This is a genomic window from Arthrobacter sp. 92 (assembly GCF_050260325.1).
Lineage (GTDB): Bacteria > Actinomycetota > Actinomycetes > Actinomycetales > Micrococcaceae > Arthrobacter.
In genome coordinates this window covers 1,115,526-1,128,881 of sequence record NZ_CP189863.1, presented here as the reverse complement: position 1 = coordinate 1,128,881, position 13,356 = coordinate 1,115,526, and the positions used below count along the sequence as shown (strand labels likewise).

General features: G+C 57.8%; 5 protein-coding genes and 1 pseudogene. 4 read left to right on the top strand and 2 right to left on the bottom strand.

The features are described from left to right. Positions 1–55: 55 nt before the first annotated feature. On the bottom strand, positions 56–2,329 hold the full coding sequence (locus ACP4XC_RS05180; RefSeq protein ID WP_427173797.1) for a DUF262 domain-containing protein: 2,274 nt from the start codon (positions 2,327–2,329) through the stop codon (positions 56–58). Then, positions 2,326–4,065 (bottom strand): DUF262 domain-containing protein, encoded by a 1,740-nt coding sequence (locus ACP4XC_RS05175; RefSeq protein WP_427173796.1) that lies wholly within the window; start codon positions 4,063–4,065, stop codon positions 2,326–2,328. Before ACP4XC_RS05175 ends, ACP4XC_RS05180 begins: the two co-directional genes overlap by 4 nt. 45 nt (positions 4,066–4,110) lie before the next feature. On the opposite strand from ACP4XC_RS05175, the pseudogene ACP4XC_RS05170 reads away from it, so the two are divergent. From ACP4XC_RS05170 to ACP4XC_RS05155, 4 genes and pseudogenes are all read left to right on the top strand, one after another. Continuing rightward, positions 4,111–4,716: pseudogene (locus ACP4XC_RS05170) on the top strand (alkaline phosphatase D family protein); the annotation flags it as partial. Positions 4,717–4,914: 198 nt separating this feature from the next. After that, positions 4,915–6,945, top strand: a complete 2,031-nt coding sequence (locus ACP4XC_RS05165; protein WP_427173795.1) for a hypothetical protein — start codon at positions 4,915–4,917, stop codon at positions 6,943–6,945. A 649-nt stretch (positions 6,946–7,594) separates the two neighbouring features. After that, the gene (locus tag ACP4XC_RS05160; protein ID WP_427173794.1) at positions 7,595–7,843 is read left to right on the top strand and encodes a hypothetical protein; all 249 of its coding nucleotides are present in this window, start codon (positions 7,595–7,597) and stop codon (positions 7,841–7,843) included. A 43-nt stretch (positions 7,844–7,886) separates the two neighbouring features. Continuing rightward, positions 7,887–13,307: a DEAD/DEAH box helicase gene (locus ACP4XC_RS05155; RefSeq protein ID WP_427173793.1), complete on the top strand. Its 5,421-nt coding sequence runs from the start codon at positions 7,887–7,889 to the stop codon at positions 13,305–13,307. The last annotated feature ends 49 nt before the right edge of the window (positions 13,308–13,356 follow it).

Sequence of the window (13,356 nt, the reverse complement as noted above, 5' to 3'; positions counted from 1 at the left end):
CCGCTGTTATTTGCACGCAACGAGTCGAGACGCAGGGTTCGGGGGGATCTGTCAATCACAGTCCCGCGTCAAGAAGCCGCCGCATGATTTCTGTTCCGATCGCGATGCGGTCAAGCGTGTCGATTCCGCCCACCTGTTTGATCTCGATGATGCCGTCGTGCGGCGCACCGAGCTGGCGCCGGAGCGAATCGTACAGCTCCGCGAAACCGTCCCGCGCAGGTCCTGACAGTTCAAACCCTCTGGACACTGAGCGAATCCCGATGCCGCTGCGCCTGAGCCGCAGCCATCGCGGAATGGTCTCGTGTCCGGTGAACCAAGGGTCATCGACATCGTCTGGGTTACCGAGATTCCGCCAAATTGCGAGGAGGTAGGGATCCCGGTACCTGCTATTGAGCGTGCTCGTACCACCGCGGAGCATGCACAGCGAGTAGCCCAGCGCTCCGCCTTCTGAGTAGTAGATTCCCGAGCCGCCCTCACGCATGGCCGAGTATTTCACTAAGTAGTACCGCCAGTCGAAATAGAGCTCCGATTCGCGCTGGGCAAGCCATTCGGATTGCACTGCCACTAGCGTCGTCTTCAAATCGTCGCCATCATCGATGGCGTCTAGGAGCTTGGCAAAAGCGGAGCGCGTTGCAGAAAGTGCCTCACGGTCTGCGCCGGTAAGCAGTTCTCGCCACGCATTTTCGAAACGCTTGGACCCTGTTCCGAATTGAAACTTTCTATTGTTTGTCGTCCTTTGATACGCGCCGGCCGCTAGGAGCGCTCCAGTAGCCTCGAGCCAGGACTCGGGCTCTGACGCCAGACGAAGGAACGCGTCGGACCGAGCACCGAACTTCGCCGGATCTAGCCAGAAGGCGCCGATCGACCCACGCAGGAGGTGATGGTCTTCCAGGCGATGAAGCGTCTCAGTGAGCTCTGGGTTTGCGGCCAGGAACTCCCGTTTCAGCAGTTCGTCCTCGACCTGCTGTTTATTGAAGCTGTCAATTTCGCCGAGAGCGCCGTCGCGCACAAGTCGTTCGACGTCTCGGAGCAACCTAGGCATCCGGTCAACGCGTAGCTCATTCGTGGAAGCTTCTATGAGATTACGCAAGGAGCGGATCCGGGCCTGAAGTGCGCCTGTCTCCTCCATGAGATGGAGGAGTATCGCGAAGAGCAGGAGGCTCTGCCCGAACGTGAAGATCCTTGTTCTGCCGCTTGTATCTCCGAAAGTGCGGCAGCAGCTGTTGAACAGGTTGATCCGCGGGTCTCGGAAGAACAGCGCAACGCGGTCGGCTTCAACTTCGTCCGGCCGCTCGGTGGTACTCCTGAAGAGCCCGCTAAATACGCCGGCAACGTCGCGGCCGACCCATACGTCGAACGCCCCAAACAGGAAGTCCAATGACTCGGCCCACTTGGGATTGGCCCCACCAAATACCCGCTCAGTGCGACGGCTGAGACGTTCGCGACGCTCACGAACGTCGCCATCAGGATCGCGCCACTCGCACAACTCGGTGATGAAGCCGATGTAGCGCATGAATTCGTCGTCGACCAGGTCGTCGTCGCCGCGGAATCCCCAGAGTAAGTCTGACCACGCGCCGTCAACATTTAGCGCAAACTTCTCGGCGCGGTCGGTGGACTCGATAGATTTCTCAAAATGCGCTTTGAAGGTTTCGAACTCAGTCAGAGGCTTCCCACGTGAGTTCATCTTGATGTAGAGATCCGCAGCCGAGCCCATGTCAGGCGGTGCGAGCAAGAGGAAGGTCACCGCCGGCTCGATCGGGTCCACGAGCCGCGACCAGGCCAACTTGGCGTCCGCTGTCCGGAATTGCACGTGAATTGCGTCGAGCATGACAAGCATGGACTGGATTGTTGGATCGTGGCGCCAGACGAAGAGGTACCACGGCTGATCAGAGAGCCAGGCTGACGGCTGCTCTACAGCGTCTGGCAGCGGGCCCATCACAAGCCGTTCGCAGAATAGCCGTGCACTCGGCCGAGTGGCGTAGGAGAACTTCATCCATGCCTGAGGAGAACGAAGCTCTCCCGCTCGCGATGCGAGATACCAGTGCAGCAGAAACAACGTGGTGAGCCGCTGCTGACCGTCGAGAGGCTCCAGCACACCGGACTTCACTTCGCCGTAGACGAAGTCAAGGTCGACCGGAGCAGGTTTCTCCCCGGCGACGGCCACGTGCAGAACGTCGATGAAGTTCTGGCGGATCTCGTCGACAGCGACACTTTCTCGGCCCTGCGCGTAGTCCCGCTGAATCAGCGGGATCTCGATCGCATGAATCTCATCTGTGTCGTTGGGTAAGAAGATACCGGTGAACGTCGTGGACCGGCTTTGGATACTCATGCTTCGCTCACTTCTTCCGTCAGATACGCGCCGATTTCATCGCGGAATGCGTCGAGATAGGCGCGCCGATCCGATGCGCCCCAAAAGTGGACCTGCTGGGCACTCTCGTCCGTGTAGTACTTCAGGAACACATTTCGTGTACACACAGGGATATATGAACCCAAGCGGTCCCTTCGGAGTACTTCAAGCCGCTTTACTTCGAAGACCGCGTTGCTCAGCGCGCTATTGTCTCGGCTGTCGAGAAGAGCAAGGTTGTCAATGACGTGCACGTCACCCTCCGCGCCCTCATCACCGGAAGAAAAGATCGTGTTCACCTCGCGCTCCAGCTCCCGGAACGTTTCACGGCTGATCGTCGGGATCGCGTCGTCAATCCGACGGATAAGGTCGCTACGACGGCTCTCGTCGAGCGGCAATCCGACTAACGCGTCACGATGCAATCGGAGCCAGCTCGACCATTGCTCGCCGGTATTAAGTGCTTCGGCATTCTGTGCGTGAATGTGCTCCAGCGACCACGCGCCTGCCGCGTGAGCACAGAATGAATAGCGTTCCGAAGAATGCTGCATTTTTCGAATTGTTTCGACGTTCATCAAGAGCAGTGCCTGCGACGCCTTCTCCCGTCCCGCCGCGCTCTCGTAGGAGAGCCCGGATAGTGCTGTATCCGTCAGGGCCAATTTCGTCTTGATCATGTCGTCTAGCGTCGTTTCGAAGCTGCTCCTGGTCTTGCCCTCCGCGGCGACAACGAGTTCGCTAAAAGGCGTCCTTGTCGCAACCAAATACCCGACCTTATGGAACAAGTTTCGGTCCTCGAACCAGCCAAGAATCAGGGAATGAAGATCAATGACTCTGTTCCAGAAAGTCTTGTAGTTGGCGTCGATCTCCGCTCGCAGCGTACTAAACGTGTGAAAGGGCGCACGCTCGCGTCCTCTCGGCCCGCCTGCAAGGGTGTCGAGCAGCAGGCTAATGTGAGTCGCCTGACTGTTCGCGTGGCCCGCGACGAACGCCCAAACCTCAGGCGTGCGGAGATCGCGCTCGAATGTGTCCCACTGCGCGGCGATCTCCTGCGACCGGTCGGGCTGTCCCGGCGAGCCCTTGGCGCGTGTCAGCAGGAGCGCCTTGACGAGTTCGGCATCGGTCAGCGGGATGCGGCCGATGTTCAGCCGCGTGAATAAATCAGTCGAGTTCGTAGCTTCCGGCGCCTCGTACCAGATCACCTTCACGCGGCGCGAAAGATCAGTGTAGAAGTCGATCGCCGCCTGAATCTCCCCGGGCCCCAGTGCCTCAAACCACGATCTGATTGTAGAAGCAGCCTTGTGGATGTGGAAGAAGTCGATGTTGCGTGTGCTTCCCACCTCATCTGGATCCTTCAGATAATCCTGGCTCCCGACTCGGGTCTCGTATTCGAGCTCGAACCGCGCATTCGCCGACGGTAAGGATCGGCGGATGTCCTGCAGAATCAGGAACAATGTCGTAAGTCGCTGCTGGCCGTCTACAAGTTCCCAACGACCGTCGGTCATGCCTTTCACGACGATCGGCTGCAGATAGTACGACGACTGCTCACGACTGTTGGCAACATCATCGAGGAGACGGGTGACCTCGTCGACGCCCCACCGGTATCCGCGCTGATAGGCCGGGATGAAGAACTTGCCTTCTATATCGCCTACGAATCGCTCTTCAAGCAAACCTGTTGTCTTCACAATCGTCCCCATGTACGCAACTGTACCCAGTGCCTCAAACATTGAATGCAGATTCCAATGGCGTTTCACTAGGGCTCGGTTTTGGAGTTCCGGCAGCGCCGTGCGGCCGCGTTCCAGTCGAACTACAAGAACATGCCGCTGCGGCCGTCGTCCGTGCTGGCCTGGTTCGACATGACTATTTACCGCAGCAGCCAGGGGGCCGGCTGGCCAACTTCCACATGATGGATGGGACCGGAACCAGGCGCCGGAGATCGACGACGTCTCCATGGACGTGTGAGACGGCTACGCGCGACACGCAGGGCTGGGTGAACGCGAACGTGCGCAACTCCGTCATCCTCACCGGAGACGTGCACCGCAACTGGGCCAACGACCTCAAGGGTGGACTCCAAGGATCCCCCGTCGTCCGTGGTGGGCTCGGAACTGGTGGGCACGTCCACCAGTAAAGGCACCGGCTCTATCCCGAACCCTGTGATGGCCTGGAACCCGTACCTGAAGTTCGCCACCGACAACCACCGGCTTCCGGATGCTGGATTACGTCACGACCCCGGGATCTCCAAATCGACGACGGCCTCGTTTGAGATCCGGGATGGGGTCCGGGGCCGAAGGCGCAGGGATGGGCCCGGCAATCCCCCAGTCGAGTGGCGAAACGTCCGCCCCTCAGCTTTCGAACCACCATGGCGAACCCCCATCTGAGTCCGCTCCGCTGGGAGTTTCGCGGCCCTTGGAGGAGCACGGTCTCGAAGCCACCCGGAAATAGCCGACGACGGCGGCCTCGTCTTCAGTCTCTGGTTCCGAACACGGACCGCAGGTAAGAGTTGGCATCCGCCTATTTCTTGGCCCGGTCAGCGTGGGCACCGATTGATGTCAGTACCAGCAATTACAATCATGCGCGTGGGGGACAACGAACTTTCGGTGAAAAATATGGACTACGACGAGTGGCAATCAAAGCTGTCTGAGGAATTTTTTTCGATGGACGAGCCGGAGCAGCCCGTCGTCATGTTTCTCGATGACGAGGAATTGATGCGGATATATCCTTCCATATATGAGCCTGTGGCGTCGCTGCGCTCTGCTGTTCTCGCTGAACTGAGGCAGACCGACAAGTCATCAGTATTCGAACCTATTGATCGCCGGCTCGTCTCCTGGAGGCGGGGTCCGCAGGATCAACCACCACCTGTGCTGCCCCTGTTGGCCGTGACGGTCATCGCAGGATCCCGAATGCGAAATGACGGGCAGTTCTCGTCTGTCGCATATTATCCTCGGCTGGTCAGCCTGATGACGTCTGGGGCGAATAGCCTCACCGCGGCGGGTATCCAGAAGAACTTCGATTTCGTTGCGGACATGTGGCAGTTGCTCGATAACTGGATAGAGCGGAACCAGCACCTCGTGGGCCGCAGTACCATTCGCACCCATGACACATTCAAAAAAATCGGCTATCCACTATCGCAAACGGTCCTGAAAGCGTCTGACCGCGACCGATTGTCAGGTTTCTTAGACAGGCTTCGTGTTGATCGGAGTGCCAACCCTTCGCCCGAGCACTTGCTAGCCCTGCTCCGCCTGTGGCTAGACAAGCCCCGGGGTTTCTCGAAGACGTTCGTCGATCTAGTCCAAAAGAACCCGGGCAACCCTCTGCTACTGGGCGTGATCGCCAAAGTAGCTGCTGAACAACCCTCGGGTTCTACTGTGGTTGGAAGCCTTGTGCGATTAGAGCTGAGCATGAGGATTAACCCTGACGACTGGTCAGTCAGCTGGGTTGTGCCACTTGATTCGCGGTTGGAAGCGGATGAACTCAGGCAGAACAACGGTTCAGTCCTATGCATAAAGAGGCCTGACTACGGATCCGTTTACGACGTTACGGGCAGTCCGCCGGGAGGCGCTGCCCTGATCAATAACCGCTATAAGGCAGTGGGATCGAAGTCCATTCTTTCGAAGCACGTACGTCAGCTGTGGATCTTGAGTATCGATCCTTCATCGGGCCACTGGCAGTCTGTGAGTGATATTCGTCCAGATGAGGACCACCTGCTTGTTGTGCAGAACTCCGATGCGGCGGAAATGGACGAGATTCTCACGACAAGTGCCGCATCTGGTCACTGGAAATTGCGGGGTGACGTCTTCCCCGGATGGGCAGTGTATGTGGATGTGTGTTTAGTAGAGCCGGTTGACGTGACGGCGGCAGGGTCGTTCAAGAGCCTCGGGCAGCTCCTGAAACCACGCCCCAGCTCGCGGCCTAAACTCGCGAACGGTCTTGAACTTCGGACGGATGTCGGTGGCCGCCACTACCTACGCGGGGGTGAACCAGATGTGCAGCTCCCGGACGAAGGCTCTGATGAGTTCGTGGAGATCGTCCTAGATGACAACCTTCCCGGAACACGAGTGAAGGCCAATGGTTCCCTGTTTCCCATTCGGCTCGCCGGGCCCCTGACTGAGGGGAAGCACGTAGTTTCTGTCGCTGGTACGACCTTGCCGTTTTTCGTCCACTCAAGCGGCTCTGCACCTCGTTGGGAGGGCACGCAAACCGAAGGCAGCGAAGTCGTGCGGCCTGGCATGACTCGGAGTGTTGGCCCCCCTGGATTCGTGCTCTGCAGGAGGGGAAAGGACGCGGCTGTATGGTTCGTAGCTCCCTCGGGCCGAGTGCGAAGGTGTGGGGAACCTCCTGTTCCCGCCTTCATGGCACGGCTTGGATTCCCGGAATCCTATCGGTGGAAGACCGCTATACCTGAGGGGACAAGTTGGGTTCTAACAGAGCGGGCAGGTAAGTTGTCCCAGCCTCAGCAGATCACAGCTGATCCACCCCATTTTGGGTCCATAGACGGTCTGGCCAAAGCTTTTTGGAGACGAGCCGCCACGGGAACCATCCGTAACCCCGACCAGCAGTGGAGATCTTATCTGTCACAGTCGATGGAGGACAGCATCTATGCGCGGTGATCTCGTCCTCGAGTGGTTGAGCTTACGTGGCCATGGGAGTCTCGCGGATGTCACTTCCTCAGTCGCTGCGTTGCTGGACGGAGTACCACGCGCCAGGAGTTATGAGGCGCGGGCATATCTACGACGTTTGGAAGTATTGGGGCATGTCGATTTGTTGTGGCCAGAGGGCAAGTGGCAAATTCGACCCACAATGTTGACGCAACTTCCCGGTTCTTCAGCCCTCGCCTTGGTCATCGGTCAACGAACACCGGAACTAGAGGACCGGCTCGAAGCGAACGCGGTATTGCACAGGCGGGAACCGCATGGAACCGGCTTTACCTCGCTCGGCGATCCAGAGCTTCTTCTGCTTGAATACGACAGTGAATCAGAGCTCCAAGAGACAGCCGCCAACGTGGGAGCAACTTTCGCCCCATGTACTGCTCTGTCCATGGCCGCGGATCTTCCCCTGCTAGTTCAAGGAGCCCGATCAGCGGGACCCAACACTTACGGGCCTCCGGTTCAAATGTTCGATGCCATTAGGCAGGAGTTCACTCATGTGGAGGCCTTCCTCCGGAATGGCCTCTTCAGGCAAAAGGTGCACGGACGGAATCAGTATTGGCTATTCAGGTCTGGGCACTGGTCGACAGTTAGCTACGCGGAGGGTATGTGCTTGACCATGGCCGAAATCGGCACCAAAGGTCTGCGGTTGACCATCCAAGAAGATGCCGAAGATCCCATCGGATCATTGACTGTCAGCCCCATGCTGCCGCTACCGGTGCAACACCGGCAAGCGCTGGCCCTGTGCAGCGGGGTCAGCCCCGTCAAGCCTCCGGGCGGAGCGTGGACCTATGAGAATGTACCCAACTCTGTTGCTTTAGCCGTCGCTCGATCGATTCACCAACACCTGCAAGTGCGCTAGAGAATATGCAGCGTTCCCGCTCGTTCTACAGAAAGCCGACATCATGCCTTTAGACATAGTAGAAACGTTCAACCACTTGCGGGAGTCATATTTTCGTTATTACGACACACCGTTCGGACTTGCTGATGAAAACCTTGAAGCAGAACGACGTCGGATCCTCGACAAGGACAACGGCGTCTATAGGGAACCCTTCATCGAACTGCGCCCCGAATACATGGCCTCCACGAACTCCTTCGATGATTCAGTACAACAGGCCCACGCCTCGAAGGACCTGGCTGAGTTCGCGCGGACCGGTCTCATCCCTGCGGATCGGGACCTGTACACCCACCAGGAGTCAGCCCTGATCTCGGTCGTAAAGAATAAACGCAACGTGGTGGTGACCGCAGGCACCGGCGCAGGTAAGACCGAGGCCTTTCTCCTGCCTCTCATTTCTAACCTTTTGGCCGAATCAACTTCCTGGACCGGTCATGGATCATCGTTCGCGACATGGTGGCGAGGGGCAAATAGTCCGTTCGTGCCACAGCGGGAGACAGAGGCTGGACGCACCAAAGCTGTCCGCTCCATCATTTTGTATCCGATGAACGCGCTGGTTGATGATCAGCTCATCCGGCTGCGGAAGGCACTGGACAGTGACGCGGCCCGGACGTGGTTGGATAAGAACAGGCGCGGGCACCGCTTTTACTTCGGTCGGTACACTGGGGCAACGCCCGTCACAGGAGCACTGGACAATAATGTCGCCGTGGGGAATCTACGCTCATATCTTCAAGATATTGATCATCGCAGTACCCAGATGCAGCAGCTCGATGACGAGTCTAAATACTTCATGCCCCATCTTGGTGGAGCTGAAATGGTCTCCCGGTGGGACATGGCCCATGCTGCCCCCGACATTCTCATCACCAACTATTCGATGCTCAACGTCCTGCTCCTGCGCGAGCGTGACAGTCGGTACTTCGACTCAACCCGTGAGTGGCTTCAAGCCAGTTCTGACCATCGATTCACATTCATCGTCGATGAACTGCACTCCTACAGAGGTACCGCCGGCACAGAAGTCGCGCTGCTCATCCGCAATCTGAAAATGAGGCTCGGACTGGCTGAAGACTCCAACCAGTTCCAAGTCATCGCCGCCTCAGCCTCTTTGGAATCTGACCGGGACGAAGCCTTCGTCGAGGAATTCTTTGGTGTGCCGCGCGAATCATTCGATTTCCTTTCCGGACAGCTCATCCGCGCACAGGATCCGGCTCTTGACCTGTCGGAAACGGCATTCGCAACCCCGGAGGGCGTCCCCGGCCACACGGACGAGCTCACGGGAGCCAGTGCCCTGAGTAACGTCTTCTTTCTGGCCGAAAGTGGGGAGTCTCAATCAAAACCGCAGGCGAAGTCTCTTAAGCAGATGGAACATCACCTATTCCCCGCGCTGCCTGAAGATTCGCGCCGTCAGGCAGTACAGAAGCTCTTGAAAGCTGCAGCAACCTCTCCAGAGAAGACAGGCGCGGTCAAATGGCCTTTACTGCGAAGCCATCTTTTCTTCCGAAACGTACCGGGTATGTGGGCCTGCACCGACCCGACGTGTCCTGAAGTTCAGGAAGGAGGCAGTCAGACGCGTCCTGTAGGGCGCCTGTACTCCGAACCGGTCAGCCGGTGCATATGCGGCTCCAGAGTACTGGAATTCCTGTACTGCCAAAATTGTGGAGACGTCTTCCTGGGAGGGTACGTACCCGCCGGTTCGACCCAGCCTCCGGGAAAATCAGTAACCCTGCTGGCAGACCTGTCCGACATCGAACATCTACCCGATCAGGTGGGTCTCGAGCGGACAGCCAATAACTACCTTCTTTACTGGCCGCAGAAGCAGAACCCGGATCTGGAGGATCGGGAATGGACTGCAGACAGCAAGAAAGTAGAGTACGCATTCAGACGCTCAATCCTCAGGCCCGAGACGGGCGAGCTCCGTCCGACCGGAAGTAATGACCACACAGGCTGGACGTTCCAGGTGGCCACACCAGCAGGCAAGCGCGGCCAGAACTCGGGCGTCTTCAAACGGAACCCCGAGCAGTTGTCGCCGTTCCCGACGCGGTGCCCTAATTGCGCCGATGACTGGGAGATAACCCACACCGCTGACGGGCCTGTGGCAGCGTCAGACAAGAAACGTCAAAGATCACCCATTCGGGCCATGCGCACCGGTTTCGAAAAAATTAATCAGGTGCTCATCACAGAACTGCTCCAAGACCTCGAGCCTGCGAACCGGAAAACCATCGTCTTCACTGACAGCCGACAGGACGCCGCCAAGTTATCGTCCGGAATCAGCCTCCGGCACTACCAGGATCTGTTGCGGTTGCTCCTCCGTACAGAACTTGCGGCATCAGATCAGGTTGCAGCCGATATTCCGTTAGCCAAGGAACATATCGTCGACGGAAAGAAGACCGCAGAGTCCAAGGACGCGATCAAACGCCTGCGCGCCAAGGATCTGAACGCATTCACCCTCCTGCAGGACGTGTGGGACCTTGAGAGTGACGTGCCGGAAACGGAAGCCATCCGCCGGCTTACTCAATCTCCTTCTCTTCCCGTGCTCACTGACCGTGTTAGTCAGCGGCTGGTGGAGATGGGTATAAATCCCGGCGGTCCATCGGCTTCCCTCCAGCAAACTGACGAGAAGGCCCCCTCATCCTGGTCGCTTATCTACCGCTGGGATCCTTCACCAGCACGGAAAACGGACCTATCCACTGCCCAGAAGAAGCTCGAGGGTGCCATAGACAAAAACGTGCAGAAGGAGATCATTGACGGGTTATTTTCTGGGGTAGGACGCGACTATGAGTCTCTAGGTTTAGGTTGGGTTGGACTCGTAGGATCTGTCAGCGCCACTGAGAATGTCCCATTCTCTCCGGCTGCCATCGCACAGTCCAGCCTGCGCATTCTTGCAGGAATGCGCCGATTCGCCGGTATGAGAAACGTATCCGACACGCCACCGAGGAAGCTGAAGACCTTCTGGCAGGCAGTCTCGGTGAAGTTCGACATGGACGTCGATGACGTTCAGACGTCGGTCAGTAAGGTATGGAGCGACGCAGTATCCAACTTCCTCATCCACGCCGAGATGGCAACCATCTACCAGCCCTCCACTAGTGAATGGATATGTCAGAACTGCCGACGGCGGCACCTGGTATACGGGTGCGGGCTGTGCACGTACTGCGGTAAGGACCTCCCAGAGGCAACGGCTCATGGGACAGAACTTGATTACTACGGGCATAAGGCCACCTATGGCCAGGGCCAGTTCCGTCTTACAGCGGCTGAACTTACCGGCCAAACCGATCGGCTCGCCGCGCAATCCCGGCAAGCCCGGTTCCAGAATGTTTTCCTCAACCAGACGGAGAACAAGCAGTCCGATGGGATTGAGCTACTCTCCGTCACAACAACGATGGAAGCGGGCGTCGACATTGGCGCGCTCGATTCCGTCATATTGGCCAACATGCCACCTACCCGTTTCAACTACCAGCAGCGGGTAGGGCGTGCCGGCCGGCGTCTGACGCCCATGGCGGTGTCACTCACCGTGTGCAGGGGCCGCAGCCACGATGAGTACTACTTTGGACGGCCCGAACTCATCACTAATGAACCAACACCCCAGCCTTACCTGGCCCTCAACCGTCCCGAAATTTATACACGTGCTTTGAGAAGTGAAACGCTTCGGCGTGCATTCATCGGCTTTACTGGCACCCTTTCTCTGGATGACGGATTCTCCGGATTGGGTAACAACACACATGGCCAGTTCGGATTGGTGTCGGACTGGGCCCGGGTGAAGCCACTGCTAAGTCGGTGGCTCAATGACAACTGGTCAACAGTTGAGGAGGCGGTGACCGGTTTGGCGACGTACACGAACCTAAGCCAGAATGACTTGGACGTGGCACGTGCCAGTATCGCCTCCCTGCCTGAGGATATTTCCGTGGTGGCCTTCAGTGACATCCCCGGCCATTCCGACCTTAGTCAGCGGCTGGCCGAAAGCGGCCTCCTCCCGATGTTCGGGTTCCCCTCAAAGGTTCGGGACCTCTACCTCAAGAAGCCAAGCACCGCTTTCCCCTGGCCGCCGGACAATGTGATTGACCGCGATGCTGCGATGGCAGTTAATCAGTTCGCTCCCGGCAGTGAGCTGGTGCGCGACGGGAAAATTTATCCCGTCATCGGAGTGGCCTCCTTCTACCCCGCTGGTCGCACCGTCACGGCTGAAGACAATGCATTGGGCGACCAACGACTAATCGACGTATGCAGGCAGTGTGCATACGTGGAAGAAAAACCAACAGGCTCAGAATACGCAGCAGGCAATTGCCCGCAGTGCGGAGCTGACCCCGGAACCTTCAGTACCATCGATCTCCGGGAACCCAAAGGATATCGCGCAGGCACCCCCCGAGACTTCGACGGCAACTTCTCCTGGTCACCCAAGTCGACCTCTACCCGAGCCGTGGCCGATCTCCAAAAACTGCAACCCGTTTCCCTCCCCGGTTCAGTCGCATACTCGGGCCGCGGGAAGAGGTATGTGATCAATGACAACTCCGGCAAATCCTTCCAGTTCAAGCAAGCCCTCCCGAACGATTACTGGGGCGGCTACATAGCCATAGCTCCTGACGGGACGAGCGCGGTGCACACCGACCAATCCGAACCTTCCATCGCTGCTGCGCTGGGAACTATTCAACCGACGGACTTCCTGTTCTACGGCCCGCAGGCGGCAGTAATCCCGTCTCAGGGGCTACGGCTGGATCTGAGCAGCGGATTGCCTCAACAACACGGCGCGTATGACTCTATTCAAGGCCGCCGAGCCGCCTGGTACTCACTAAGCTTCCTGATGAGGACAGTGGCTGCGAAAAAGCTAGACATTCAATCCCAGGAATTCAACGCCGGAATCTATACCGGGCTGAAGGACGGTGAACCCACCACGTTCGCTTTCCTTGCCGACACCTTGGAGAACGGCGCGGGCTTCAGCAGCCACCTGGGAAAACCCGAGATCCTTCACGAATACCTTGCTGACGTTGACACATACCTGGACGAGCTCGCAGGTGAACACTCACTGGAGTGCTCGTCTTCTTGCTACCGCTGCCTGCGCGACTATTCGAATATGGCGTACCACGCACTTCTTGACTGGCGTCTAGCCAAAGACCTGAAAGCAGTACTGGATGGGCGGAGCCTGACCATTGAGCTGGACAAGCAACGGCAAGCAATCAATAACTGGGCGGCGGTCTACAACGTCTCTACGCTCAAGAACACTTTTGCCGCCTGCGCTTTGTGGGACAAACCAGCCGCCGAGGGACGCATCGCGGTAATCCTGCGGCATCCCCTGGAATCAGGAGAAGTTGCCCTTTTGTCGGACAGACTGGCAAAGGCAACAGCACAAATCAATGCAGAACATGTCGGCCTAGATGGAGTGGTCTATGTCGATACGTTCATGCTCGACCGCAATCCAAGTCGAAGCCTGAGGTTTAGTGCTTGAACATCCGGTTCCGACTGAAAGTTACATGCGGCACTAGCAACTCCCGGAG